The organism is Massilia sp. METH4, assembly GCF_037094685.1.
In the GTDB taxonomy this organism is placed as follows: Bacteria; Pseudomonadota; Gammaproteobacteria; order Burkholderiales; family Burkholderiaceae_D; genus Rugamonas.
Genome location: NZ_CP146614.1, coordinates 2,689,599 through 2,713,497 on the forward strand (window position 1 = coordinate 2,689,599; position 23,899 = coordinate 2,713,497).

The following is a 23,899-nucleotide window of genomic DNA, read 5'->3' on the forward strand; positions in this document are numbered from 1 at the left end:
ATAGGAATCGTTTCTCCGCAGACCATGGCGTTCGCGGAACCCCTGCCGCTGCAAAGCGGTGCATCGCTGCGTGACTATACGCTGATGTATGAAACCTACGGCACTTTGAATGCCGACAAGTCGAACGCCGTGCTGATCTGCCACGCGCTCAATGCCTCGCACCACGTGGCCGGCTGGTATGCCGACGACCCCAAGAACGTGGGCTGGTGGGACAATATGGTCGGTCCCGGGAAACCGGTGGACACCAACAGGTTCTTCGTCATCGGCGTCAACAACCTGGGCTCCTGCTTCGGCTCCACGGGCCCGATGCACACCAACCCCGCAACCGGCAAGCCGTACGGCGCCGCCTTCCCCGTGGTGACAGTGGAAGACTGGGTGACCGCGCAAGCCCGCCTGGCCGACCGCCTCGGCGTCAACCAATTCGCCGCCGTGATGGGTGGCTCGCTGGGCGGCATGCAGGCGCTCGCCTGGAGCATCATGTACCCGGACCGGCTGCGCCACTGCGTGGTGATTGCTTCCACGCCGAAGCTGTCGGCCCAGAACATCGCCTTCAACGACGTGGCGCGGCAGGCGATCCTGTCCGACCCCGACTACCACGGCGGCGACTTCTACGAGCATGGCGTGGTGCCGAAGAACGGCCTGAAAGTGGCCCGCATGGTCGGCCACATCACCTACCTGTCCGACGACGACATGGCGGAGAAGTTCGGCCGCAAGCTGAGGAATATTTCGGAGAACGGCGGCTACAAGTTCGGCTTCGGCATCGACTTCGAGATCGAATCCTACCTGCGCTACCAGGGCGACAAGTTCGCCACGTATTTCGACGCCAACACCTACCTGTTGATCACCAAGGCCCTCGACTACTTCGACCCGGCCCGCGTGCATGACGGCGACCTGACCCGCACCTTGGCCAAGACGAAGGCCAAGTTCTTCCTGGCCTCGTTCACCACCGACTGGCGCTTCTCGCCGGAGCGCTCGCGCGAGATCGTGCAGGCGCTGCTGGCGAACCGCCGCGAAGTGACCTACGCGGAAATCGACGCGCCGCACGGCCACGACGCCTTCCTGCTGGAGGACCCGCGCTACATGGGCATGGTGCGTGCGTACTTCAATCAGATCGCCAACGAATCGAAAGGAGGCGCGGCATGACGTTCGACGACCTGAAAACCGCGCGCCCCGACCTGGCCTTCATCGCCCACTGGATCGCTCCCGGCGCGCACGTGCTGGACGTGGGCTGCGGCGACGGCTTCATGATGGACTACCTGCAGACCGACAAGCGCTGCACCGGCTACGGCCTGGAACTGGCGGACGACAAGGTGCTGGAAAGCACCCAGCGCGGCGTGCGCGTGATCCAGCAGGATTTCGAGAAGGGCGGCCTGGCGCTGTTCGGCGACAATACCTTCGATACGGTGCTGTGCCTGTCCGCGCTGCAGATGATGCAGCACGTGGAAGCGCTGCTGCGCGATATCGTCCGCGTCGGCAACGAGGCGATCGTGTCGTTCCCCAACTTCGCCTACTGGCCGCACCGCGTGGCGCTGCTGAAAGGGCGCATGCCCGTGTCCAAGACGCTGCCGTACCAGTGGTACGACACGCCGAACGTACGTTGCGCCACGATCGAGGACTTCCGCGCGCTGGCCGCCGAGGTGGGCGTGGAGGTGCTCGAATACGTGGCGCTGGCCGAAGGGCAAATCGTCAACTTCCTGCCGAACCTGCGCGGCGAGCTGGCGGTGTTCCGGCTGCGCAAGCGTAACGGAGCGCGGCGTGCTTGATCGGCGGTATGGTATCGTGTGGCGAACGGCCGTGAAATTTGCCAAAATATCACGGTCGTACGGATACAGATCATGAAATCACTCAAACACAGCCTGGCATTCATCGCCCTGGCCGCCAACATGCACCTGGCGGCCGCTCACCAATCCGCGCCGGCGCAGCAATCCGCGCCCGCCGCCGCGGCGTCGGACGGCATCCCCGTCACGCGCCTGTCGCGGCTGCGCGTGCTGTCGGACGAACAGGCTGTCAACCAGCAATCGAAGCTGCAGTACGATGCGCTGTTGAAGGAGGCTGACCAGAAGAACGCCCTGGTCGACGACAGCCATCCGCAGGTGCAGCGCCTGCGCGCCATCGCCAAGCGCATCATCCCGCACGTGGGCCGCTGGAACCCGGAAGCGGCCAACTGGAACTGGGAAGTGAACCTGCTCAATTCCGACCAGGTGAACGCCTTTTGCATGCCGGGCGGGCGCATCGCCTTCTTCACCGGCATTCTCACCAAGCTGAACATGACGGATGACGAAGTGGCCATGGTGATGGGCCACGAGATCGCCCACGCGCTGCGCGAACATGCCCGCAAGCGCCAGGGCGAATCGCAGCTGGCCGCGATCGCCGGCAAGCTGGGCGGCATCGCCGCCTCGGCGCTGTTCGGCATCGACCCGAACCTCACCGACTTCGGCGGCCGCGTGGCCGCGCAGGCGGCCGTGCTGAAATTCTCGCGCGGCGAGGAAACCGAGGCCGACCTGGTAGGTATCGACTTGGCCGCCCGCGCCGGTTTCGATCCGCGCGCCGGCATCGCGCTGTGGCAGAAGATGGGCGCCGTCAACGCGCGCGCGCCGATCGAGTTTCTGTCCACGCACCCGAGTGGCGAAACCCGTATCGCCGAAATGAACAAGAACATGCCGCTGGTGCTGCCGGTCTATGCCCGCACGCGCGGCACCACGGTAGCCAAGCTGCCCGCTTACCGCACCACGCCGCTGCCGCGCACCTAGCTCCCCCGCATGTCCTCCACCGTCAAGTTTCACGGCAAGGCGCCATTGCCCATGCGCGATGGCGTCACGCCCAGCTACCTGTGGCTGCCCGCGGGGGACTGGCCCGACCTGATCAGCTTCATGGTGGCGAACTACCCGGCCGTTACCGAGGCGCAATGGCGCGAGCGGATGGCGCGCGGCGACGTCGTCGACGCGCAGGGCAGGGCGCTGGGGCCCGACTCGCCCTACAAGCGCAACCTGCGCATTTTCTATTACCGCGAGCTGGAACACGAGACGCCGATCCCGTTCGCCGAGGAAGTGCTGTACCAGGACGAGCACATCATCGTCGCCGACAAACCGCATTTCCTGCCGACGATCCCCACGGGGCGGTTCCTGAAGGAGACCTTGCTGGTGCGCCTGCGCGCGAAGCTGGGCATCGAGGAACTGGTGCCCATCCACCGGCTCGACCGTGAAACGGCCGGCATCGTGGTCTTTTCCTGCAACCTGGACAGCCGCGGGGCCTACCAGTCGCTGTTCCAGCAGCGCCTCGTGCAAAAGGAATACGAGGCACTGGCGGGCCCCTTGCCGGGCCGCGAGTTCCCGTTCAGCTACAGCAGCCGCATGGTGCAGGGAGACAAATTCTTCACGATGAAGGAAGAGCCGGGCGAGCCGAATTCGGAAACGATGATCGACTTCGTGGAAGAGCGCGGAGAGCACGTGCTGTACCGCTTGTGGCCGCATACGGGGCGCCAGCACCAGCTGCGCGTGCACCTGGCGGCGCTGGGCATCCCCATTGTCAACGACGCGTTCTATCCGGTGGCGCTGCCATGCAAGCAGGACGATGTGTCGTCGCCGTTGAAACTGCTGGCGCGGGCCATCGGTTTCCCCGATCCCTTGACCGGGGAGTGGCGCTATTTTGAAAGCCGGCGCAGCCTTTAGCGGCGCCAGCGGCGATCAGCGCAAGTAGTCGATGATCAGCGGAGCGTGATCGGAAAACTTCACGTCCTTGTACACCGAGACCGATTGCGCGCATTGCGCGATGCCGGGGGTTGCCACGTGATAGTCGATGCGCCAGCCCACGTTCTTCGCGTAAGCCTGGCCGCGGTTGCTCCACCATGTGTACTGTTCCGGGCGCGGGTCGAGGCCGCGGTGCACGTCCACGTAGCCGCATTCGTCGAACACGCGCGTCAGCCACGCCCGTTCCTCGGGCAGGAAGCCCGAATTTTTCAGGTTGCCCTTCCAGTTCTTCAGGTCGATTTCCTGGTGGGCGATGTTCCAGTCGCCGCAGATGACGACTTCGCGGCCTTCGGCGCGCAGTTCCACCAGGTGGGGCAGGAACAGGTCCATGAAGCGGAACTTTGCCTCCTGGCGTTCCGGCGACGAGGAGCCGGAAGGGCAGTACACGGAGATGACGGTCAGGTCGCCGAAGTCGCAGCGCACGTAGCGGCCCTCGGCATCGAACTCCGGGCTGCCGAAGCCGATCCTCACGGCATCCGGTTCGACCTTGCTGTAGACCCCGGTCCCGGAATATCCTTTCTTCTCGGCGTAGTGGAAATGGCCGTGGTAGCCGTGCGGATTCCTGAACTCATCCGTCATGTCGCTGGCCTGGCACTTGAGTTCCTGGACGCAGATGAAATCGGCGGACTGGGTGCCCATCCAGTCGAAAAAGCCCTTCTTGGCGGCGGAGCGGATGCCATTCAGGTTGGCGGAAATGATCTTTGGCATGGATTAAAATACCGGCATTTTAAAGGACCGGCATATGACTAATGATTTGAGGCAAGACGATTTGCGCCAACAGTTTATCGCGTTTTCCGTCTCGGCGGGCGTGCTCAGATTCGGCGAGTTCACCACCAAGGCGGGGCGGCAGTCGCCCTATTTCTTCAACGCCGGCCTGTTCCACGACGGCGCCACCCTGGCGAAAGTGGCCGATTTCTATGCCCAGACCCTGCTCGATTCCGGCGTTGAATTCGACATGCTGTTCGGCCCCGCCTACAAGGGCATCACGCTCGCCTCGGCCACCGCCGTGGCGCTGGCCAACAAGGGGCGCAACACCTCGTTCGCCTATAACCGCAAGGAAGTCAAGGCCCACGGCGAGGGCGGCACTCTGGTGGGCGCCAGGCTGGCGGGCAAGGTCGTGATCGTCGACGACGTGATCTCGGCCGGCACCTCGGTGCGCGAGTCGGTGGAAATGATCCGCGACGCCGGCGCCGAACCCTGCGCCGTGCTGATCGCGCTGGACCGCATGGAGCGGGGCGGCGGCAAGGATGGCGTGGTGTCGGATCTCTCCGCCGTGCAGGAAGTCAGCAAGAATTACGGCATCCCCGTGATCTCGATCGGCAACCTGGCCGACCTGCTGGGCTACCTGGGCGCCGACCCGGCGCTGGCCCAGCACAAGGATGCTGTCGCCGCCTACCGCGACCGCTACGGCATCGCCTGACCCGCCGCTTTACGCTTTCCGCTTTTCGCCTGGCGCTGTTCGCGAACAGCGCCATCCGTTTTCGCCGGCCGTTCACGACGCCTCTTCTTGTGATTTAATGTAGGAAACATTTGGAGGAGACGCCATGAACAAGGCATCACTGAAGGTCTATGGAGACGAGGCCGCCGTCGCCGACGTGAGCGACGGCCTGCCCAGCGAGCCGGAGCTGCGCTGGAAGAAGGGCGACGTGCGGCCGGATGGCCGGGTGCGCATCGACGCCGGCTTCTATGTCAGCCTGGGGGAGGACGCGAACCCGGCCACCCTGGTCCGCCACCTGCGCGCCTGGCTGCATGAATGCGAGTCGCGCGGCATCACGTTCGACGTGCCGCCGCTGGCCGCCGAACTGCGCATCGCCGTGACGAACGTGGGGCCGGACGATGCGCTCGATTTCTCGCTGGCGGATCTTTCCCTGCTGGTGAACATGGGTATCACCCTCAGCATCACGGGCTGATGCGCTTCGGCGAAGACAGGCTGGATACCTTCACCGGCCGGGCCGGTGCCCCGCGCACCGTCCACATCTGGGAGCCGGCCGCGCCGCCGGCGCCGGTCGCCATCCTGCTGGCGCTGCACGGCGGCATGGCGCATGCGGGTGACTGGGTCACGCCCGCGCTGTACTTCCGCGAACGAGGCATCGCCACCGCCGCCTTCGACCTGTGCGGCCACGCCGCGGGCAGGCGCGCCGACATTCCCGACTTCGACATTTTCATCGACGAGACCGGCCTGTTCCTGGACTGGGTGCGGGCGCGCTGGCCCGGCGTTCCTGTATTCGTCATCGCGCATTCGATGGGCGCCCTGGTCGCCACGAAATTCGGGCTGGCCGGTGCCGATGGCGTGGCCGGCTTCATTCTCTCGTCGCCGTATTACGTCAATGCGGTACCGGTGGCGCCCGCGTTGCAAAGCCTGTCCGGGATACTGGCCAAGCTGGCCCCGCGGATGAAGGTGCCGTTGGCATCGCTGACGGATGTGCTGACCCACGATGCCGCCATCACCGCGCGCCATCATCGCGACGAGGCCGATGGCGTTCGCGCCAGTGAAATTTCGGTGCGCTTCGGCCACGCCCTGCAGCAGGCGCAGCGCGGCCTGGCGCTGGCCGGCTGGCGCCATCCCCTGTATGTCGTGCTGGCCGGGCAGGATGTGCTGGCCGATACCGAGGCATCGCTGCGGCTGCTGCAAGCCGTACCGGCCGAGCTGCTGACCTGCCGCGTGGAGCCGGGCAACCGCCACGAGAATTTCAACGAGTTGAACCGGGAAGCGTTCTTTGCCGACATCGCCCGCTGGATGGCCGGCGTGCTGGAACGACGCGACGGTTAAAAAACCAACATACCGGCGGTCGATATGCCATTAGCATCAAGTTCCCTAAAGGAGGATGCCATGGACTCGATCAATCGCAACCAGCCGGAACACAATCACCAGGACCTGACCGGGCATGATGCGGTCAAGCGCATCAGGCACATCGTGGATGATGCCGAAAGCTGCTTCCTCGTGAGCAGCGGAACCGATGCACGGCCGATGTCCGTGCTCGACATGGATGAACTGGGCAACCTGTGGTTCATGAGCGCCGCCGACAGCCACAAGAACGCGGAAATCGCCGCCGACCCGAAGGTGCGGCTGTACTTCCAGGCGTCGAAGCATTCCGGCTTCCTGTACCTCGACGGCCTGGCCACGATCTCGACGGACCCGAACCGCATCCGCGAACTGTGGACCCCCGACCTTGCGACGTGGTTTACGGAAGGGCTGGGCGACCCGCGCATCACGCTGATCCGGGTGGCGCCCGTCGACGGCTACTACTGGGACAACAAGCACGGCAACCTGGTGCAAGGCATGAAGATCATGGTCGGCGCCGCCATCGGCAAGACGCTCGACGATTCGATCGAAGGGCGCGTGACGCTGTAACGCGCGTGGTCAGCGCAGGCCGCGCGTGACCTTTGCGACATAGCTGGGCAGGTGCCAGGCACCGCCGGGGGCGACGAGCTTGCACATGCCCGTGGTCGCCGTTTCCGTCACCACGAAGCGGCGGCCATCCCACACCAGCTTTTCATGCGCCCAGCAGTCGCCCAGGCCGCGGCCTTTTTGCGATGACATGATCGTGCCGGCCGCGTAATCGGTGCCGTCGCCGGTAATCATTTTCAGGTTGAACGGCGGATTCTTGTTGGCCAGCAGGAAGGCAGTGCCCTGGTTATAGGCGCCCGTCCAGCACGGCATTTGCACCAGCAGCTTGTCGGCATTCAGGCGCAGCACGGTCAACTGGTCCGGCGCGAAGGCTTCACAGCCATCGCTGTCGGCGCCGAGCTTCTTGCGCAGTTCGGCGAGCAGGGTGGCGCGGGCGGTTGCCGGCAAGTCCACCTCGGTCGAGCCGGCCGAAGCAGGGGAGACCTCGGGCGCCGGCAATGGCCCCGGCACGGCGTCCTCGGCCTTGCTGCCCTTGCGCAGCAGCGCGCCGGGCGTGCCCAGCCGGCCCTGGGCCTCATCCATCTTGAGCAGCACGGCGGAGGCGCCCTTGCCGGAAAGCTTCCAGGCATGGCTGCCATTGGTCCATTCCACCTTGCCCGTTCCTGCCACCGCCGCCACCAGCGCCTGTGTTTGCGCGGCGGACAGGATACCCAGCATTTCCTTGCGGTCGATCTTCACCTGGCCTTCGGTATGGCCATCGATCTTCATCGTCACCACGCCGCCTTTCGGTACCGGCGCCTCCGGATCGTAGCTGCCCAGGCGCATCCTTGCCTTCACGGGCTGGCCGGGGCCGGCCTGGCGTTCGAGCAGCACCGAGACGGCGGGCTCGGCATCATCGGCTTGGTAACCTGCCGCGCGGCAGGTGCGCGTGTTGTCGCACACGAGTTCCCAGTCATGGTGGGTGAACGTGGTACCGGCGGGCTCGCCGGCAAACGAGGGCAGGGCCAGCGCGGCCAGCAACGGAGCAATCAGGGTTTTCATGCCGCAAAGATAACAAAAAAGGACGCACGCAGCGTCCTTTTTTAACCCCGAAAATCTTTCTCCAACCCCGGTGACAGGCACCGGCCTTTTGGAAATGTTTCTCGAAACCCGGTGCCTGTCACCGGTGTTCCGGAAATGTTTCAGAAAAGGCGGTGCCTGTCACCGGGGTTCGTGCAACTCAGCTGGCCAGCTTTTGCTTCAGCAGTTCCGTCAGCTGCGCGGGGTTGGCCTTGCCTTTCGAGGCCTTCATGGCCTGGCCGATCAGGGCGTTGATGGCCGCTTCCTTGCCGGCGCGGTATTGCTCGACCGACTTGGCGTTGTTGGCGATGACTTCGTCGACGATGGCGACCAGCGCGCCCGCGTCGGACACCTGGCCCAGGTCTTTTTCCTTGATGATGGTATCGACCAGCGCCGCGTCGTCCGCATTCGCCTCCCACAGCGCCTGGAACACTTCCTTCGCGGCCTTGTTCGAGATCGTGCCGTCGGCGATGCGCTTGAGCATGAGGGCCAGCTGGCCCGGCTTGACGGGGGCGTCGGCGATGTCGACGTCGTTGCGGTTCAGCGTGGAGGACACGTCGCCCATCAGCCAGTTCGCGGCCGCCTTGGCGTTTTCCTTGCCGGCTTCGGCCACCACGGCTTCGAAGTACGTGGCCATCGCCTTGGACGAGGTCAGCACGAGCGAGTCGTATTCCGGCAGCTTGTATTCATTCACGAAGCGCTCGCGCATCACGGCCGGCAGTTCCGGCATCGAAGCCTTCACGCGCTCGATCCACTCCTCGGAGATCGCCAGCGGCGGCAGGTCGGGGTCGGGGAAGTAGCGGTAATCCTGCGCGTCTTCCTTGCTGCGCATCTCGCGCGTTTCCTTCTTGTCCGGGTCGTACAGCCGGGTGGCTTGCACGACCTTGCCGCCGTCCTCGATCAATTCGATCTGGCGGCGCACTTCCACGTTAACGGCTTCCTCGATGAAGCGGAACGAGTTCAGGTTCTTGATTTCGCAGCGGGTGCCGAATTCCTTCTGGCCCTTGGGGCGCACGGATACGTTCACGTCGCAGCGGAACGAACCTTCCTGCATATTGCCGTCGCAGACGCCCAGCCACATCACCAGGCCGTGCAGCGCCTTCGCATAGGCCACGGCCTCCTGCGCCGAACGGATTTCCGGCTCGGACACGATCTCGAGCAGCGGGGTGCCGGCGCGATTCAGGTCGATGCCGGACATGCCATGGTAATCCTCGTGCAGCGACTTGCCGGCATCCTCTTCCAGGTGCGCGCGCGTCAGGTTCACGGTCTTGGTGACGAACTTGCCATCCTTCTCGTAGCCGAACGTCAGCGAGCCGCCCTGCACGACGGGGTCGTCCATCTGGCTGATCTGGTAACCCTTCGGCAGGTCGGGATAGAAGTAGTTTTTACGGGCGAAGATCGATTGCGGCGCAATCTTCGCGCCCACGGCGAGGCCGAAGCGGATCGCGCGGTCGACGGCCTCCTTGTTCATCACGGGCAGCACGCCCGGCAGGGCCAGGTCCACCGGGCTGGCCTGCGTGTTCGGCTCGGCGCCGAAGGCCGTCGGCGAGCCGCTGAAGATTTTCGAATCGGTCGTGAGCTGCACGTGGTTCTCGAGACCGATGACGACTTCCCATTCCATATCTGTTCTTCCTTGTCTCTTGGATGCGCTTACACGCCTGCCGGAGCACGGGTGTGCCAGTCGGTCGCCTGCTGGAACTGGTGGGCGATGTTCAGCAGCTTCGCTTCGGCAAAGTAGTTGCCGATGACCTGCAGGCCCACCGGGCGGTTCGCGTTCTTGTCGCCCTGGCCGAAACCGCAGGGGATCGACATGCCGGGCAGGCCGGCCAGGCTGGTCGAGAGCGTGAAGATGTCGGCCAGGTAGTTGGCCACCGGATCGTCCGCCCTCGAGCCCAGGTCCCAGGCCACGGTCGGGGCCACCGGGCCCATGATCACGTCGCACACGGCATCCGGCCCGGAGAGGACCTTCGCGAAATCGTCGGCGATCAGGCGGCGGATCTTCTGCGCCTTCACATAGTACGCATCGTAGTAGCCATGGCACAGCACATAGGTGCCGACCATGATGCGGCGCTGCACCTCGGGGCCGAAGCCCTGGGCGCGCGTCTTCCTGTACATGTCCTGCAGGTCCTTGTAGCCCTCGGCGCGGAAGCCGTAGCGCACGCCGTCGAAGCGCGACAGGTTCGACGACGCCTCGGCCGGCGCGATCATGTAGTAGGCCGGGATCGACAGCGCGGTGTTCGGCAGCGAGATGTCGACCAGCGTGGCGCCCAGCTTCACGAACTGCTCCAGCGCGCCGCGCACGGCCGCTTCCACGTCCGCCGCAAGGCCTTCGCCGAAGTATTCCTTCGGCACGCCGACGCGCAGGCCGCTCAAGGGTTCATTCAGGTTGCGCGTGAAGTCTTCATGCACGCCGCCCTGTTCCGGCGCGAGGCTCGTCGAGTCGCGCTCGTCGTAGCCGGCCATAGCGGACAGCAGCAGGGCGCAATCCTCGGCTGTCCGCGCCATCGGGCCGCCCTGGTCCAGCGAGGAGGCGAAGGCGATCATGCCGAAGCGCGAGACGCGGCCGTAGGTGGGCTTGATGCCGGTGATGCCGCAGAACGAGGCCGGCTGGCGGATCGAGCCGCCCGTGTCGGTGCCGGTCACGGCCGGCGCCAGGCGCGCGGCCACCGCGGCGGCCGAGCCACCCGAGGAACCGCCCGGCACGGCAGCCTTGTCCCACGGATTCAGCACGGCGCCGAATGCCGAGTTCTCGTTGGACGAGCCCATGGCGAATTCGTCGCAATTGACCTTGCCGAGGTGGACCATGCCCACGCCATGCAGTTTCTCGACCACCGTGGCGTCGAACGGGCTCACGTAGTTGGCCAGCATCTTCGAGCCGGCAGTCGAGCGCCAGCCGCGCGTGACGAAGATATCCTTGTGGGCAATCGGCACGCCGGTCAGCGCATGGGCATTGCCGGCGGCCAGGCGCGCGTCCGCATCGGCGGCCTGGGCCAGCGTCAGCTGGCGGTCAACGTGCAGGAAGGCATTCAGGTCGCTCGCCTCGATGCGGTCCAGGTAATGCGTGGCCAGCTCGGTGGCGGAAATCTCTTTCGACTGCAGCAGCGCGGACAGTTCTTTGAGGGTCTTGGTATGGATGGTCATGTTCTCAACGCGCGTGGATTAGTCGATCACCTTCGGCACCAGGTACAGGCCGTCTTCAGTTTTCGGCGCCACTTTCTGGTAGTCGTCGCGGCGGTTCGGTTCGGTGGGCACGTCGTCGCGCAGGCGCAGGGCGACCTGCATGTGCGCGGCCAGCGGGTGCGCCAGCGGCGGCACGCCGTCGGTATCCACGGCCCGCATCTGCTCGGCCAGCGCGAAAATGCCGTTCAGCTTGTCCAGCATCGCCGCGGAATGCTGCTCGTCCATTTCCAGTTGCGCCAGCTTGGCGATGCGGTTTACGTCATTGGGTGTCAGGGACATGGTCGAAGGGCGCGAAAAGCGCAGGAAATTTTAACAGCAGGTTTCGATAAGACTTTTGTAAGATCGGCCATTTCGGCCTTAAAACACCTGCAATACCGCGTAAATTCACAGTTGCAGGGCCACACTTTTGAGTGGATTTAGGGCAAATAGCCCGTGAATTATAAGGTAGAATGCCGGGTTGATGCGTTGCTGGCCTCCCGGGGGCCGGCGCCCCGTGGCCGCCCTGTTTTGTACGACTCCTGCAGGACTCGGCATGGCCCGGCGCGAAGCCGCCCCTTCCCAGCACATCGCGTCACAGGACACTTTCATAACTGCCCACGCGCGGGCAAGAGCGCTACAGGATACTCATGTTTGGTTTTTTACGCAGGTACATCTCGTCCGATCTGGCCATTGACCTCGGCACGGCAAATACCCTCATTTACGTGCGCGGCTCGGGCATCGTGCTCGACGAACCCTCGGTCGTGGCGATCCGCCAGGAAGGCGGCCCGAATGGCAAGAAGACCATCCAGGCAGTAGGCAAGGAAGCCAAGCAGATGCTCGGCAAGGTGCCCGGCAATATCGAAGCGATCCGCCCCATGAAGGATGGCGTGATCGCCGACTTCACCGTGACCGAGCAGATGCTCAAGCAGTTCATCCGCATGGTGCACGACTCGAAGTTCTTCCGCCCGTCGCCGCGCATCATCATCTGCGTGCCGTGCGGTTCGACCCAGGTGGAACGCCGCGCGATCCGTGAATCGGCGCTGGGCGCCGGCGCCTCGCAGGTGTACCTGATCGAGGAACCGATGGCCGCCGCGATCGGCGCCGGCCTGCCGGTGTCCGATGCCACGGGCTCGATGGTCGTCGACATCGGCGGCGGCACCACCGAGGTGGGCATCATCTCGCTGGGCGGCATGGTCTATAAAGGTTCCGTGCGCGTGGGCGGTGACAAGTTCGACGAGGCAATCGTCAACTACATCCGCCGCAACTACGGCATGCTGATCGGCGAACAGACGGCCGAGGCGATCAAGAAGGCCATCGGTTCCGCGTTCCCGGGCTCCGAAGTCAAGGAGATGGAAGTCAAGGGCCGCAACCTGTCCGAAGGCATTCCCCGTTCGTTCACGATCTCGTCGAACGAGATCCTGGAAGCACTGACCGACCCGCTGAACAATATCGTGTCGGCCGTGAAGAACGCGCTGGAACAGACCCCGCCGGAACTGGGCGCCGACATCGCCGAGAAAGGCATGATGCTGACGGGTGGCGGCGCGCTGCTGCGCGACCTGGATCGCCTGCTGATGGAAGAAACCGGCCTGCCGGTGCTGGTGGCCGAAGACCCGCTGACCTGCGTGGTGCGCGGCTCCGGCATGGCGCTGGAGCGCATGGACCAGCTCGGTTCGATCTTCTCGTACGAGTGATCGCTACCACGTCGGCCGCCGTTGCCGCCCTCGGTGCCATGGTCGGCGCGACGGTGGCCGGGGCGCGTTTGACGTAAGCAGTCGTTAGCAATACCGGAGCGGTTCCCGCGCCAGGCACTTGCCGGCGCGGTCCGCTCCCGTCCTTTCAGGGTCTATGGAATACAGTCCGCCGCCACTCTTCAAGCAAGGGGCGTCCGCGCGCGCCAAGATGATGATCTGCGCGTGCATCTCGATCGCGTTGCTGCTGTTCGATTCGCGGGTCGGCGCGCTGACCGTGGTGCGCCAGGCCGTCGGTACCGTGCTGTATCCGCTGCAGGTGGTGGCCATGCTGCCGCGCGACGCGATGTTGGGCGTGGGCACGTATTTCTCCACGCTGTCCGGCCTGCAACGCCAGGTGCGCGACCTGCAGACGAAGCAGATCGCCATGTCGCAGTCCCTGCAGCAGGCGCAGCTCATGCAGATCGAGAATGCCCAGCTGCGCCGCCTGCTGGAAGCCCGTGAAAAAGTGCCCGGCAAGACGATGCTGGCCGAGATCCTGTACGACGCGCGCGATGTCTTCACCCGCAAGGTGATCCTCAACCGCGGCACCCAGCAGGGTGTGCGGGCCGGACTGCCGGTGATCGACAACCAGGGCGTGGTGGGGCAGGTGACGCGCGTGTTTCCGTTCACGTCCGAAGTCACGCTGCTGACCGACAAGGAACAGGCCATTCCCGTGCAGGTGCTGCGCAACGGCTTGCGCAGCGTGGCTTACGGCCGCGGCCAGTCCGGCAACCTCGACCTGCGCTTCATGGCGCCCAATGCCGACGTGGTGGTGGGCGACATCCTCGTCACCTCCGGCATCGACGGCGTGTACCCGGCCGGCCTGGCCGTGGCGCGCGTCATGCAGGTGGAGAACAGCGCGAACGGCATGTTCGGCCGCGTGGTGTGCCAGCCGCTGGCCGGCATCGAGCGCAATACCCAATTGCTGATCCTGATGTCGCCGCCGGAACTGCCGCCACGGCCTCCGGAAGAAGATACCAGCAAGCCTGTGAAGAAGAAGAAAACGGCCGATGCCAAGGGAGCGGAGGGCGCGGCCGCCGCCGCCGCTGGTGCCGCCCCCGCCGGCACGGCTACGCCCACTGCCGCCGGCCCGGCAACGCTACCCGCGGCGCCGGGCGCGAATGGCGCGCCTGGCCTGCGGCCGGCGGCTCCGGCCCCTGCGGCAACAGCGGGCAACACCGCCGCGCCGCCCGCGGCGGCAACGAACAACGCCGCACCGGTGCCCACGGCAACGACGAACAATGCCGCGCCACGCGCCGTGCCGCCGGCGGCAGCGAGGGAGACCCGATGAACCGTCCGCAGTACATCCTGCTGCCCGTCAGCCCCGTATTCATCGCCATCAGCCTGATGGCCGCGTTCCTGCTCAACCTGATGCCATGGGGCCAGTTCGTCGCCGCGCCGGATTTCGTGGCGCTGGTGCTGGTATTCTGGGGCGTGCACCAGCCGCGCCGCGTGGGCATCGGCACCGCGTTCTGCCTCGGCCTGCTGATGGATGTGCACGACGCCACGCTGCTGGGCGAGAACGCGCTGGCCTATACGCTGCTGTCGTATTGCGCGATCATGATGCATCGGCGGGTGCTGTGGTTCCGGCTGAGCGCGCAGGCGATGCACGTGCTGCCGCTGCTGTTGCTGGCGCAGGTCGTGCAGCTGGCCGTGCGCTTCCTGGTCTCCGGCAAGTTTCCCGGCTGGTTCTACTTTGTCGAGAGCTTCGTGTCGGCACTGCTGTGGCCCCTGATCACGGTGCTGCTGCTGGCGCCGCAGCGGCGCGCGGTCGACAAGGATCATACCCGCCCCATTTGACTCGCCCATCGCCATGACCGAGCTGAAAGACAACGAGCGCGAACTGCACCTGTTTCGGGTGCGGCTGACGCTGCTCGGGTCCCTCGTCTTCATCTGCTTCGCGCTGCTGCTGGCGCGCCTCGTGTGGCTGCAGGTGATCCGGCACAACGACTACATGGCGCAGGCAGAGGACAACCGGATCGCCGTGGTGCCGATCCAGCCGAACCGGGGCCTCATCCTCGACCGCAACGGCGTGGTCCTGGCCCGCAACTATTCGGCGTACACGCTGGAGATCACGCCATCCAAGCTACGCATTCCCCTCGAGGAGATGATCGACGAGCTGGCGACGATCGTGGAAGTGACGCCGAAGGACCGGCGCCGCTTCAAGAAGCTGATGGAGGAATCGAAGAACTTCGCCAGCATCCCGCTGCGCACCCGGCTGTCGGACGAGGAAGTGGCCCGCTTCACGGCGAACCGGTTCCGCTACCCCGGCGTGGAAGTGCAGGCGCGCCTGTTCCGCAACTATCCGCTGGGCGAAACCGCCTCGCACGTGATCGGCTACATCGGCCGCATCAACCAGAAGGAAGCCAAGGCGATCGAGGAAAGCGAGCACGCCGCCAACTACAACGGCACCGACTACATCGGCAAGGAAGGGCTGGAGAAAAGCTACGAGAAGCACCTGCACGGCATCACCGGTTACGAGGAAGTGGAAGTCTCGGCCGGCGGGCGCGCAATCCGCACGCTGTCGCGCACGCCGCCCACGTCCGGCAGCAACCTGATCCTCTCGATCGACATCGAACTGCAGAAGATTGCCGAGGAAGCGTTCGGCGAATGGCGCGGCGCGCTGGTGGCGATCGAACCGTCGACCGGCGACGTGCTGGCCTATGTATCCCGGCCGGGCTACGACCCGAACCTGTTCGTGGACGGCATCGATACGCAGAGCTGGAACGAATTGAACACGTCGCTGGACCGCCCGATGGTGAACCGGCCGCTGTCCGGCACCTACGCACCCGGTTCCACCTTCAAGCCGTTCATGGCGCTGGCCGCGCTGGAGACGGGCAAGCGCACGCCGTCGCAGGCGATCTTCGACCCCGGCTATATGTACCTCGGCAATCACAAGTTCCGCGACGACGTGCCCGGCGGCCACGGCACGGTGGACCTGCGCAAGTCGATCGTCGTTTCCTGCAACACGTATTACTACCAGCTGGGCCGCGACATGGGGATCGACATGATCCACGACTTCATGAAGCCGTTCGGTTTCGGCCAGAAGACCGGCATCGACCTGGAAAACGAAAAGACGGGCGTGCTGCCGTCGAAGGAATGGAAGCAGGCGCGCTACAAGAAGAATCCGGCCGCCGGCAAGTGGGTGGGGGGCGACACGATCTCCGTGTCGAACGGTTCGGGCTACAACTCCTATACGCCGCTGCAGATCGCGCACGCGGTGGCGAACCTGGCCAACAACGGCATCGTGATGAAGCCGCACCTGGTCAAGATCATCGAGGACGGCGGCACCCGCGCGCGCACCCTGACGGTGCCGAAGGAGAGCTACCGCATCCCGCTGAAGCAGCAGAACATCGACCTGATCAAGGATGCGATGGTGGGCGTGGTGAGCGAGCAGGGCGGCACCGCCACGCGTGCCTTCGCGGGCGTGCAATACACGGTGGGCGGCAAGACGGGTACCGCCCAGGTTGTGGGCATCAAGGCCAACGAGAAGTACAACGCCAAGACGCTGGCCGAGCGGCTGCGCGACAATGCGCTGTTCGTGGCCTTCGCCCCGGCCGACAAGCCGCGCATCGTGCTGGCCATGGTGGTCGAGAACGCCGGCTTCGGCGGCGCCGTGGCCGCGCCGATCGCCCGCAAGGTGCTCGACTACCACATGCTCGGCAAGCGCCCGACCGAGAAGAACACCGACAAGGTGCCGAAGGAAGATGCCGAGGTGATCGAGCCCATCGAAGGCCCGCTGGCCGAGGAAGAGGCGGCCCTCGCGCGCGAACAGCTGGCGGCGCAGCAGGCGCAGGGCGGCCAGGCCGCCTCGCCCGCGGCCCCCGCGCAACCGGCGGCGCCGGGCACGACACCGAACGCCGCGCGCAAGCCGGCCGCGCCGCCGCCCGCGCCGGGCCTGGTGCCGGTGCGCCCCGCCACCACGGCACCGCCGGCCGCACAGGCGCCGGCACCCGCGCGGCAGGCTACCGGGGGCGCTCCGGCGGCGCAGGCACCCGCGCGCCAAGCCACCGTGGCCGCTCCGGCGGCGCAGGCACCGGCACCGGTCCCTGCGCGGCCGGCGCAGCAACCGGCGGCCGTCCCGCCAAGGAACAGGGAATAGTATGCGCATCAATGAACGGCGCTCGCTGTGGCGGCGCGTGAAACCTTATGTGGCGGTGTTCGACCCGCCGCTGCTGACCTTGCTGGTGCTGCTGCTGACGACCAGCCTGGTCACGCTGTACTCGGCCAGCCTGGATATTCCCGGCAAGATCGAGGACCAGCTGCGCAATATCGCCATGTGCGTGCTCGTCATGTGGATCACGGCGAACATTTCGCCGCAGAACATGGCCCGTATCGCGGTGCCGGCCTACGCGGTCACCGTGCTGCTGCTGGTGGCGGTGGCGCTGTTCGGCACCATCAAGCTGGGCGCGCGGCGCTGGCTGCACATCGGCATCATCGACATCCAGCCCTCCGAGCTGGCCAAGATCGCGGTGCCGCTGATGCTGGCGTGGTACTTCCAGCACCAGCAGGGGCACCTGCGATGGCATACCTATCTGATCGGCGCCCTGCTGCTGCTGGTGCCGGTGGGCCTCGTGATGCGGCAGCCGGACCTCGGCACGTCGCTGCTGGTGGTCGCCGCCGGTTTCGCCGTGATCTATCTCGCCGGGCTGCCGTGGCGCGCGATGGCGGCACTGGCGATCGCCGGCGCTTGCTTCATGCCGGTAGCCTGGTCCATGATGCACGACTACCAGCGCGAACGGGTGATGACGCTGATCGACCCGACCGCCGACCCGCTGGGCAAGGGCTTCCACATCATCCAGTCGACCATCGCGATCGGCTCGGGCGGCATCATGGGCAAGGGCTGGACCAAGGGCACGCAGACCCACCTCGAATTCATTCCCGAGCGCACGACGGACTTCATCTTTTCCGTCTACTCCGAGGAATTCGGCCTGGCGGGCAACCTGTTCCTCATGTTGCTGTACCTGCTGCTGATCGGCCGTGGCATGATGATCGCCGCCGGAGCGCCCAATTTCTTCACACGCCTGCTTGCAGGAGCGATGACAATGATCTTCTTTACCTATGCATTCGTGAACATGGGAATGGTGAGCGGCATCTTGCCCGTGGTGGGCGTGCCGCTGCCATTCATGAGTTATGGCGGCACCGCGCTGCTGACCCTGGGCATCGTGTCCGGTATCCTGATGAGCGTGCAGCGCCATCGCAAGCTGGTGCAGACCTGATGGGGGGCGCTATCGTTGAACGCGCGCTGCGGCGCGCAGGCACGGGTGCGCTGCTGGCTGCCATGCTGGCGCTGGCGGGCTGCGGCGGCCCGGAAATCGTCGGCAAGCTGCCGGGAGCGCCGAAGGTCAAGGCGAAGCACCGGGAACCGGGCGTGCCCGACCTGCCGCCGGCCGGCTCCGGCCGGGGCGGCTACTACATGGACGACGGCCCGGGCGACGACCCGCCGCCGAACCTGATGGCCACGCCGGACGCGGAGGTGCGCAACGACCCGCTGCTGCCGCGCGCGAACCGGCCGTACACGGTGTTCGGCACCACCTACGAGCCGATCCCGAACGACAAGCCCTATACCGCGCGCGGACTGGGCACCTGGTACGGCAAGAAGTTCCACGGGCAGCGCACCTCGTCCGGCGAACTGTACGACATGTACAAGATGTCGGCCGCCCACCCGATCCTGCCGATCCCCTCGTATGCGCGCGTGACGAACCTCTCGAACGGCAAGTCGGTCGTGGTGCGCATCAACGACCGCGGCCCGTTCAAGTCCTCGCGCGTGATCGACGTGTCGTACACCGCGGCGCTCAAGCTCGGCCTGCTGGTGAACGGCAGCAGCGAGCTGGAAGTCACGCGCATCATGCCGGACGAGATCGAGAAGATGGTAGCGGCGCGCAAGGCGGGCGCCGTGATCGCGGCGGTGGAAGGCGTGCCCGCGAGCGCGCTGCGGCCGGGCGCGCCGCTGCTGGCGGGCGCCAGCCCGGACGAGCTGCAGGACTTCATCCTGGCACGCGGCACGGCGGAAGACACGCAAGCCCCGACGTCCAGCGGTTATTACCTGCAACTGGGCGCCTACTCGAAAGAAACCAGCGCCGCCGCCATGCGCGAACGGCTCGCCAACGCCACCCGCGGCAGCGACTTCGCCGTGGTGCAGGCCGGCTCCGTGTACCGCCTGTACGGCGGCCCGTTCGGCTCCCGCGAAGAAGCCGCCGCCGCCGCCGCCCGCCTGCCAGGCGCGCTGCGGCTCAAGCCGCTGATCGTCCAGCGCGAAGTGAATTAGTGTTGTAGAAATTCGGGGACAGTCCCCGAATTTTTACAACACTTTGCGTTGCGATTTTGCTACAAGAATTCGGGGACTGTCCCTGTTGTATTTCTACTACGGTGACACGCGGGGCAGGGGATGGCCGGCCCGGTGGGCCTACTGGCACTTGCGGATCTGCTGGTCCTTGAAGCCGGCGACGATCTGGTCGAGCCGGGTGCGGGTGGTGGGGCCGATGTCGCGGAACTGGAACATCAGCTGTTTCGATGGCGCGTAGCGCGGGGTGATGCGGGCCCCGGTGACGCCCTGCTTGACCAGGCCGGCCAGGTGCGTGCGCGCCGCTTCTTCCTGCTTGAAGACGCCCAGCGAGATGGCCAGCCGCAGCGGCTGGTTGTCGGGGATGATGTAGAAGCTGGTCACGCCCTTGTCGCGCAGTTCGGCCGCCTTGCGGTTGGCCGCTTCGCGGTTCGGGAAGGGCGGGATGTTGACCACGTAGCTGGACACTTCCTGCCCCTGCACATTGCGCCGTGCCTGCCGGTCGCCCAGCTCCAGCGGCGCCAGCGCCGCCTCGAAGCGCCGGGCGTCGGCCAGCAGGAAATTGCCGACCTCGACGCAGGCGACGGTCGCGGGCTCGTCGCGCGGCGCCGGGCCCGGCGGGGTCGCGGCCACCGAAGCGGCGGTCGCTTGCGCGGCGGGGATCACTTTCAGCGCCTTCGCGTTCAACTGATTGGCCAGCCGCGCCGGTTCGCGCTCGCCGTCGGCCATGTTGCCGACGACGCCCTGGCCGACGGCCAGCACGGCCACGTTCGCCGCCAGCAGCGCGAAGAAGAAGAATTTCAGCATGTGTCGTCCATCCCGCCGGCCAGCAGCGCCGCCTGCAGGCCGAGCATCACGATATTGTCCACGTGGCGCGCCGGCACGGTCAGTGCCGGGGCGATCAGCGGAGCGGCTCCGCCGGAAATGATACATGGCGCGCCGCCGTGCGCGGCAACCGCGCGCTCGATCGCGCCCGCTTGGGCGGCCAGGCAGCCGGAAAGGATCGCGTCATGCGTATTATCCGCGAACGTGGGCGGCAGCGCGGTGCCGGCATCGATCTGCGGCAGCTGCGCCGTGTTGCGCGCCAGCGCGCCGGACATCAGGCGCAAGCCCGGCAGGATCATGCCGCCGATGAACGTGCCGCCGGTGGTGACCGCATCCACCGTGGTCGCCGTGCCGCAATTGGCGATGACGACGGCCTGGCCGGGCGCCAGCGCGCGCGCGCCGATGGCGGCGGCGAAGCGGTCGCAACCCAGTTGCGCGGGGTTGGCATAGCCATTGAGGACCCCGGCACGCCACGGTACCGAGGCGAACCATTCGACGGACGCGTGCGGCGCGCACACCCGCAACGCGCCCTCGATCGCCGCGCGCACCCCGCCGCCGGCAACGTTGGCCGCCAGCACCCGCGTCGGCGCGATGCCCGCGGTTTTCCACTCGTCGATCAGGGTGTCCAGCAAGCCGTGCGCCATCGCGCCTTGCAGGCGCCATTGCCCCAGCGGCGCATCGGCATCGGCCAGCGCCCACTTGACGCGGGTGTTGCCCGCATCGACCAGCAGCCACGATCGCGCGGCCGCCTCCGTCATGCCAGCCTCAGCGAAACGTCGCCCGACAGCACGGCCACGCGGCCGGCCGGGGTATCGAGCAGCAGGCGGCCCGCGTCGTCGACGCCCGCGGCCAGGCCCTGCTGGATCACATTGCCATCGTCCAGGATGTTCACCGGCTGGCCGCGCCACGCCTGCAGCGCATTCCAGCGCTCGCGGAACGGCACGAAACCGGTGTCGTCGAACTCCGCCAGCACGGCGGCCAGGCGCGACAGCAGCAGGGCGACCAGCTCGTTGCGGTCCATGCGCGCCAGCCACGGTGCCGACGAGACCGCGCGGCCAATCCGCGCTTCCATCTCGTCCGGCATGACGAGGTTCATGCCGCAGCCGATCACGGCCCAGATGCGGCCATCCGGCGCGGTGCCGGTCTCGACGAGGATGCCGGCCAGCTTGGCGCCATCCTTCATCAGGTCGTTCGGCCACTTCAGCTGCACAGGCACATCCAGCGCCGCCACGGTTTCGGCCAGCGCGACGCCCACCGCCAGCGGCAGGCCCGCCAGGCGCTGCAGTGGCCCCTTGAACGGCCAGGCGAGCGAGAACGTCAGCGAGGCGCCGGGCGCGGAAAGCCAGGGCCGGCCGGCACGGCCGCGGCCGGCCGTCTGCCGGTCGGCGATGCGCAGCACGGGGCCGGACAGGGCGCCGGCGGGCAGGCGCGCCAGCAGGTCGGCGTTGGTGGAGCCGGTTTCGGGAACGGCCTCGATGGCGACGTGGGAGGCACTGGCGGCGCAGCGCGCGCTGATGGCTTCGGCTTTCAGTACGGCGTTCGGTTCAGTCATGGTGCATGTTTGCGCGCCTTGCGCGCCTTGCGCGGCGCGCGGGCAAAGGCGAGATCATACAGGGCGTCGGGCAGCCACCGCAGCAGCTTCGCCACCACGCCCATCTGCCACGGAATCACGCGGTAGCGCACGCCGCCGGCAATGGCCCGCACGGCGCGCCCGGCGAAGCGCTCCGGCGTCATCAGGAACGGCATGTGGTATTTGTTCTGCCGCGTCATCGGCGTGTCGATGTAGCCGGGCGCAATGGTCACCACGCGGATGCCGTGGCGGCGCATCTCCAGGCGGAGCGCTTCGCAATAGGTGACGACGGCCGCCTTCGAGGCGCTGTAGCCACCGCCTCCCGGCAGCCCGCGCACGCCCGCCACGCTGGCAATGCCCACCAGCGTGCCATGGCCCTGTTCCCGCATCGCTTCGATGAAGGGCCCGAACGTGGCCACCGTGGCGGTGACGTTGGTGGCGATGATGGCTTCGAACACCGGCAGGTCTTCCGGCACCTCGGTGAGCGTGCCGTGCGAGATGCCGGCGTTGGCGATGACGATGTCGATGCCGCCCGCGGTGGCGATGAAGTCGCGCGCCGCCGCGGACAGTGCAGCGTGGTCGCATACGTCGCCCGGATAGATGCGATGCAGATCGGAATGGGGGAGGGAGCCGGCCAGTTCGCGCAGCGCCGCTTCGCGGCGGGCGAACAGGCCCAGGGTTGCGCCTTCTTGCGCGTAACGCGCGGCGAGGGCGGCGCCGATGCCGCTGGAGGCGCCCGTGATGAAGACACGCGGGCCCGCCGCCGCCATCGTCATTACTTCTTCTCGGCCTTCGCCTTCGCGACGAGGAAGTCCAGCACCTGCGTGGTCGCCTGCTGCTGCGCGGCCTCGGTGTTCAGGTTCTTGTTGGCCTCGCCCGTCAGGCTCGGCGACGCCTGCCAGCGCCCGTCGACGACGATCAGCGGCCAGTACTCGACCTTGTAGCTGTCCATCAGCGCGGCGGAGCGGCGCACCTTGCCGGCCACGCCGAACGAGCGGTAGGTGTCGATGAACTTCTGCTTGTCGACGCCATTGTTCGCCACCCAGGCGAACACCTCTTCATCGCTGGTGAAGCCCTGCCCGCCGCCGTGCAGCGCGGCCAGCACCTTCGGCTGGAACTGATCGGCCAGCCCGAGCGATTCGAGCGTGTAATACAGCTTCTGCTGCGGGGCCACGCGCTCGTTGTACGGCACGTGCACGCGCTTGAACACGATGTTGTCGCCCTGTTTCTTCACCCAGGCCGACAGGATCGGGTCGAAGGTATGGCAGTGCGGGCACCAGTAGGCGAAGAACTCGATCACCTCGACCTTTTTGCCCGTGTCGGTCGGCTGCGGCGTGGGCAGCGCCTTGTATTCGGCGCCTTCCTTCGGCGCGGCGGGGGAGGCCGCGGCGCCGAACGAGGCGAAGGCAAGAACGGCAACGGACAGGATCTGCTTCATCATGCGCATGGACACTCCAATCGACTCCATCATTTCTGGTTGCGGACCACGGCGACGTCGACGCCGTTCTCGGACAGCTTGCTGCGCACCTTGTTCATCGCCTCGACCTGCGTGAACGGGCCCACGCGCACGCGATGCAGCACGCCGGAATCGGTGGTGCGGTCGGTTACCGACGCCTCGAAGCCCAGCAGGGCCAGCTTGGCGCGCACCGCCTCGGCATCGGCCGTCTCGCGGTAGGCACCGGCCTGCAGGTAATACACCCACTTCTCTTCACCGGCCGGGGAGGGGGCCGGCGCGGCCGCCTGCGTCGGCGGCGCGGCCGTGTTCGGCGGCACCGGTGCGGCCGGCGTGCCCGCCTTCGGTTCCGCGCCGTTCTGGATCCGGTCCACCACGGCCTGCAGAGGATCGGCCGCAGGAGCGGTGGACGGCGCGGCGGCCGGCGCCGGGGCGCTCTTCTGCTGTTCGCGTTCGAAGTCGCGGTTGGCGCTGCGCACCGCGTCGCGGTTGCCGTACATCGGCTTGTTCGGGTCGGCGATCTGGCCGGAAGATTCGGCCGGCTTGCTGGCGCGCGAGGTGCGCTCCGTGAACGGCGACTGCCCCTTGGTGATCATCAGCGCCACGATCACGGCGATGACGAGGCCGATGACCAGCCCGATGATGATGCCGACCAGCGTGCTGCCCTGCTGGCGCGTACGCAGCCGGGGTGAAGAGCTCAAACTCATTGTGCGGGAAGTCCTTTC

The 23,899-nt window shown here is 66.5% G+C and carries 25 protein-coding genes; 14 read left to right on the plus strand and 11 right to left on the minus strand.

Annotation, left to right across the window (positions count from 1 at the left end; translation table 11 throughout):
- Positions 1 to 24: 24 nt before the first annotated feature.
- The 4 genes from V6Z91_RS11905 (at position 25) to V6Z91_RS11920 (ending at position 3,668) form a co-directional block, all read left to right on the plus strand.
- Positions 25 to 1,143 (plus strand): homoserine O-acetyltransferase, encoded by a 1,119-nt coding sequence (locus V6Z91_RS11905; RefSeq protein WP_338770587.1) that lies wholly within the window; start codon positions 25 to 27, stop codon positions 1,141 to 1,143.
- The gene (metW, locus tag V6Z91_RS11910; RefSeq protein WP_338770588.1) at positions 1,140 to 1,763 is read left to right on the plus strand and encodes a methionine biosynthesis protein MetW; all 624 of its coding nucleotides are present in this window, start codon (positions 1,140 to 1,142) and stop codon (positions 1,761 to 1,763) included. The genes V6Z91_RS11905 and metW overlap by 4 nt, the downstream gene beginning before the upstream one ends.
- A gap of 72 nt (positions 1,764 to 1,835) precedes the next feature.
- Positions 1,836 to 2,750, plus strand: coding sequence for a M48 family metallopeptidase (locus V6Z91_RS11915; protein WP_338770589.1), 915 nt, complete (start codon positions 1,836 to 1,838; stop codon positions 2,748 to 2,750).
- Between the two features lie 9 nt (positions 2,751 to 2,759).
- Positions 2,760 to 3,668 (plus strand): pseudouridine synthase, encoded by a 909-nt coding sequence (locus V6Z91_RS11920; protein WP_338770591.1) that lies wholly within the window; start codon positions 2,760 to 2,762, stop codon positions 3,666 to 3,668.
- A gap of 15 nt (positions 3,669 to 3,683) precedes the next feature.
- Here V6Z91_RS11920 and V6Z91_RS11925 read toward each other — a convergent pair whose 3' ends face one another.
- Entirely contained in the window at positions 3,684 to 4,454 is a 771-nt protein-coding gene (locus V6Z91_RS11925; protein ID WP_338770592.1) for an exodeoxyribonuclease III, read from the minus strand.
- Positions 4,455 to 4,488: 34 nt separating this feature from the next.
- Here V6Z91_RS11925 and pyrE point away from each other — a divergent pair, with 34 nt between their 5' ends.
- From pyrE to V6Z91_RS11945, 4 genes are all read left to right on the plus strand, one after another.
- Positions 4,489 to 5,166 carry an orotate phosphoribosyltransferase gene (gene pyrE, locus V6Z91_RS11930; RefSeq protein WP_338770593.1) on the plus strand — a complete coding sequence of 226 codons (678 nt, stop codon included), beginning with the start codon at positions 4,489 to 4,491 and terminating at the stop codon, positions 5,164 to 5,166.
- A gap of 124 nt (positions 5,167 to 5,290) precedes the next feature.
- Positions 5,291 to 5,656, plus strand: a complete 366-nt coding sequence (locus V6Z91_RS11935; RefSeq protein WP_338770594.1) for a hypothetical protein — start codon at positions 5,291 to 5,293, stop codon at positions 5,654 to 5,656.
- Positions 5,656 to 6,516, plus strand: coding sequence for an alpha/beta fold hydrolase (locus tag V6Z91_RS11940; protein WP_338770596.1), 861 nt, complete (start codon positions 5,656 to 5,658; stop codon positions 6,514 to 6,516). The genes V6Z91_RS11935 and V6Z91_RS11940 overlap by 1 nt, the downstream gene beginning before the upstream one ends.
- Positions 6,517 to 6,576: 60 nt before the next feature.
- A complete protein-coding gene (locus V6Z91_RS11945; RefSeq protein WP_338770598.1) occupies positions 6,577 to 7,098 on the plus strand; it encodes a pyridoxamine 5'-phosphate oxidase family protein in 522 nt (173 codons plus the stop codon).
- A 9-nt stretch (positions 7,099 to 7,107) separates the two neighbouring features.
- Here the strand turns inward: V6Z91_RS11945 and V6Z91_RS11950 are convergent, their stop codons facing one another.
- From V6Z91_RS11950 to gatC, 4 genes are all read right to left on the minus strand, one after another.
- A complete protein-coding gene (locus tag V6Z91_RS11950) occupies positions 7,108 to 8,136 on the minus strand; it encodes a DUF1176 domain-containing protein (RefSeq protein WP_338770600.1) in 1,029 nt (342 codons plus the stop codon).
- 178 nt (positions 8,137 to 8,314) lie between these two features.
- Positions 8,315 to 9,775, minus strand: a complete 1,461-nt coding sequence (gene gatB / locus V6Z91_RS11955) for an Asp-tRNA(Asn)/Glu-tRNA(Gln) amidotransferase subunit GatB (RefSeq protein ID WP_338770602.1) — start codon at positions 9,773 to 9,775, stop codon at positions 8,315 to 8,317.
- A 29-nt stretch (positions 9,776 to 9,804) separates the two neighbouring features.
- The gene (gene gatA, locus V6Z91_RS11960; RefSeq protein WP_338771813.1) at positions 9,805 to 11,289 is read right to left on the minus strand and encodes an Asp-tRNA(Asn)/Glu-tRNA(Gln) amidotransferase subunit GatA; all 1,485 of its coding nucleotides are present in this window, start codon (positions 11,287 to 11,289) and stop codon (positions 9,805 to 9,807) included.
- A gap of 24 nt (positions 11,290 to 11,313) precedes the next feature.
- Entirely contained in the window at positions 11,314 to 11,613 is a 300-nt protein-coding gene (gene gatC, locus V6Z91_RS11965) for an Asp-tRNA(Asn)/Glu-tRNA(Gln) amidotransferase subunit GatC (protein ID WP_338770604.1), read from the minus strand.
- 347 nt (positions 11,614 to 11,960) lie between these two features.
- On the opposite strand from gatC, the gene V6Z91_RS11970 reads away from it, so the two are divergent.
- The 6 genes from V6Z91_RS11970 (at position 11,961) to V6Z91_RS11995 (ending at position 19,311) form a co-directional block, all read left to right on the plus strand.
- Complete coding sequence (locus V6Z91_RS11970; RefSeq protein ID WP_050409489.1) at positions 11,961 to 13,004, plus strand: rod shape-determining protein; 1,044 nt, start codon at positions 11,961 to 11,963, stop codon at positions 13,002 to 13,004.
- 154 nt (positions 13,005 to 13,158) lie between these two features.
- Positions 13,159 to 14,334 carry a rod shape-determining protein MreC gene (mreC, locus tag V6Z91_RS11975; protein ID WP_338770608.1) on the plus strand — a complete coding sequence of 392 codons (1,176 nt, stop codon included), beginning with the start codon at positions 13,159 to 13,161 and terminating at the stop codon, positions 14,332 to 14,334.
- Positions 14,331 to 14,843: a rod shape-determining protein MreD gene (gene mreD, locus V6Z91_RS11980; protein WP_338770609.1), complete on the plus strand. Its 513-nt coding sequence runs from the start codon at positions 14,331 to 14,333 to the stop codon at positions 14,841 to 14,843. The genes mreC and mreD overlap by 4 nt, the downstream gene beginning before the upstream one ends.
- Before the next feature lie 13 nt (positions 14,844 to 14,856).
- The gene (mrdA, locus tag V6Z91_RS11985; protein ID WP_338770610.1) at positions 14,857 to 17,145 is read left to right on the plus strand and encodes a penicillin-binding protein 2; all 2,289 of its coding nucleotides are present in this window, start codon (positions 14,857 to 14,859) and stop codon (positions 17,143 to 17,145) included.
- A gap of 1 nt (position 17,146) precedes the next feature.
- Positions 17,147 to 18,262: a rod shape-determining protein RodA gene (gene rodA, locus V6Z91_RS11990; RefSeq protein WP_338770611.1), complete on the plus strand. Its 1,116-nt coding sequence runs from the start codon at positions 17,147 to 17,149 to the stop codon at positions 18,260 to 18,262.
- Positions 18,262 to 19,311 carry a septal ring lytic transglycosylase RlpA family protein gene (locus V6Z91_RS11995; RefSeq protein ID WP_338770612.1) on the plus strand — a complete coding sequence of 350 codons (1,050 nt, stop codon included), beginning with the start codon at positions 18,262 to 18,264 and terminating at the stop codon, positions 19,309 to 19,311. The genes rodA and V6Z91_RS11995 overlap by 1 nt, the downstream gene beginning before the upstream one ends.
- A gap of 138 nt (positions 19,312 to 19,449) precedes the next feature.
- Here the strand turns inward: V6Z91_RS11995 and V6Z91_RS12000 are convergent, their stop codons facing one another.
- Genes V6Z91_RS12000 through V6Z91_RS12025 form a run of 6 tightly spaced genes read right to left on the minus strand, consistent with a single transcriptional unit; the run spans position 19,450 to position 23,881 of the window.
- On the minus strand, positions 19,450 to 20,133 hold the full coding sequence (locus tag V6Z91_RS12000) for an SPOR domain-containing protein (RefSeq protein WP_338770614.1): 684 nt from the start codon (positions 20,131 to 20,133) through the stop codon (positions 19,450 to 19,452).
- Entirely contained in the window at positions 20,127 to 20,909 is a 783-nt protein-coding gene (locus tag V6Z91_RS12005) for a type III pantothenate kinase (RefSeq protein WP_338770615.1), read from the minus strand. Before V6Z91_RS12005 ends, V6Z91_RS12000 begins: the two co-directional genes overlap by 7 nt.
- Positions 20,906 to 21,703 (minus strand): biotin--[acetyl-CoA-carboxylase] ligase, encoded by a 798-nt coding sequence (locus tag V6Z91_RS12010; RefSeq protein WP_338770616.1) that lies wholly within the window; start codon positions 21,701 to 21,703, stop codon positions 20,906 to 20,908. The genes V6Z91_RS12005 and V6Z91_RS12010 overlap by 4 nt, the downstream gene beginning before the upstream one ends.
- Positions 21,700 to 22,497 carry an SDR family oxidoreductase gene (locus V6Z91_RS12015; RefSeq protein ID WP_338770617.1) on the minus strand — a complete coding sequence of 266 codons (798 nt, stop codon included), beginning with the start codon at positions 22,495 to 22,497 and terminating at the stop codon, positions 21,700 to 21,702. Before V6Z91_RS12015 ends, V6Z91_RS12010 begins: the two co-directional genes overlap by 4 nt.
- Complete coding sequence (locus V6Z91_RS12020; RefSeq protein ID WP_338770619.1) at positions 22,497 to 23,168, minus strand: thiol:disulfide interchange protein DsbA/DsbL; 672 nt, start codon at positions 23,166 to 23,168, stop codon at positions 22,497 to 22,499. The genes V6Z91_RS12015 and V6Z91_RS12020 overlap by 1 nt, the downstream gene beginning before the upstream one ends.
- Positions 23,169 to 23,188: 20 nt before the next feature.
- Positions 23,189 to 23,881, minus strand: a complete 693-nt coding sequence (locus V6Z91_RS12025) for an SPOR domain-containing protein (protein ID WP_338770621.1) — start codon at positions 23,879 to 23,881, stop codon at positions 23,189 to 23,191.
- Positions 23,882 to 23,899 lie beyond the last annotated feature (18 nt).

Bases quoted from the DNA above. Each gene is read 5' to 3' on its own strand.
- V6Z91_RS12025 (WP_338770621.1), bottom strand. From the start codon at position 23,881: ATGAGTTTGAGCTCTTCACCCCGGCTGCGTACGCGCCAGCAGGGCAGC.
- mreC (WP_338770608.1), top strand. From the start codon at position 13,159: ATGGAATACAGTCCGCCGCCACTCTTCAAGCAAGGGGCGTCCGCGCGC.
- V6Z91_RS11995 (WP_338770612.1), top strand. From the start codon at position 18,262: ATGGGGGGCGCTATCGTTGAACGCGCGCTGCGGCGCGCAGGCACGGGT.
- V6Z91_RS11925 (WP_338770592.1), bottom strand. From the start codon at position 4,454: ATGCCAAAGATCATTTCCGCCAACCTGAATGGCATCCGCTCCGCCGCC.
- mrdA (WP_338770610.1), top strand. From the start codon at position 14,857: ATGACCGAGCTGAAAGACAACGAGCGCGAACTGCACCTGTTTCGGGTG.
- V6Z91_RS11970 (WP_050409489.1), top strand. From the start codon at position 11,961: ATGTTTGGTTTTTTACGCAGGTACATCTCGTCCGATCTGGCCATTGAC.
- V6Z91_RS11935 (WP_338770594.1), top strand. From the start codon at position 5,291: ATGAACAAGGCATCACTGAAGGTCTATGGAGACGAGGCCGCCGTCGCC.
- V6Z91_RS11920 (WP_338770591.1), top strand. From the start codon at position 2,760: ATGTCCTCCACCGTCAAGTTTCACGGCAAGGCGCCATTGCCCATGCGC.
- metW (WP_338770588.1), top strand. From the start codon at position 1,140: ATGACGTTCGACGACCTGAAAACCGCGCGCCCCGACCTGGCCTTCATC.
- V6Z91_RS11915 (WP_338770589.1), top strand. From the start codon at position 1,836: ATGAAATCACTCAAACACAGCCTGGCATTCATCGCCCTGGCCGCCAAC.
- V6Z91_RS12020 (WP_338770619.1), bottom strand. From the start codon at position 23,168: ATGCGCATGATGAAGCAGATCCTGTCCGTTGCCGTTCTTGCCTTCGCC.
- V6Z91_RS12015 (WP_338770617.1), bottom strand. From the start codon at position 22,497: ATGACGATGGCGGCGGCGGGCCCGCGTGTCTTCATCACGGGCGCCTCC.
- rodA (WP_338770611.1), top strand. From the start codon at position 17,147: ATGCGCATCAATGAACGGCGCTCGCTGTGGCGGCGCGTGAAACCTTAT.
- mreD (WP_338770609.1), top strand. From the start codon at position 14,331: ATGAACCGTCCGCAGTACATCCTGCTGCCCGTCAGCCCCGTATTCATC.
- V6Z91_RS11905 (WP_338770587.1), top strand. From the start codon at position 25: ATGGCGTTCGCGGAACCCCTGCCGCTGCAAAGCGGTGCATCGCTGCGT.
- gatC (WP_338770604.1), bottom strand. From the start codon at position 11,613: ATGTCCCTGACACCCAATGACGTAAACCGCATCGCCAAGCTGGCGCAA.
- V6Z91_RS11940 (WP_338770596.1), top strand. From the start codon at position 5,656: ATGCGCTTCGGCGAAGACAGGCTGGATACCTTCACCGGCCGGGCCGGT.
- V6Z91_RS12005 (WP_338770615.1), bottom strand. From the start codon at position 20,909: ATGACGGAGGCGGCCGCGCGATCGTGGCTGCTGGTCGATGCGGGCAAC.
- gatB (WP_338770602.1), bottom strand. From the start codon at position 9,775: ATGGAATGGGAAGTCGTCATCGGTCTCGAGAACCACGTGCAGCTCACG.
- V6Z91_RS11945 (WP_338770598.1), top strand. From the start codon at position 6,577: ATGGACTCGATCAATCGCAACCAGCCGGAACACAATCACCAGGACCTG.
- V6Z91_RS11950 (WP_338770600.1), bottom strand. From the start codon at position 8,136: ATGAAAACCCTGATTGCTCCGTTGCTGGCCGCGCTGGCCCTGCCCTCG.
- V6Z91_RS12000 (WP_338770614.1), bottom strand. From the start codon at position 20,133: ATGCTGAAATTCTTCTTCTTCGCGCTGCTGGCGGCGAACGTGGCCGTG.
- pyrE (WP_338770593.1), top strand. From the start codon at position 4,489: ATGACTAATGATTTGAGGCAAGACGATTTGCGCCAACAGTTTATCGCG.
- V6Z91_RS12010 (WP_338770616.1), bottom strand. From the start codon at position 21,703: ATGACTGAACCGAACGCCGTACTGAAAGCCGAAGCCATCAGCGCGCGC.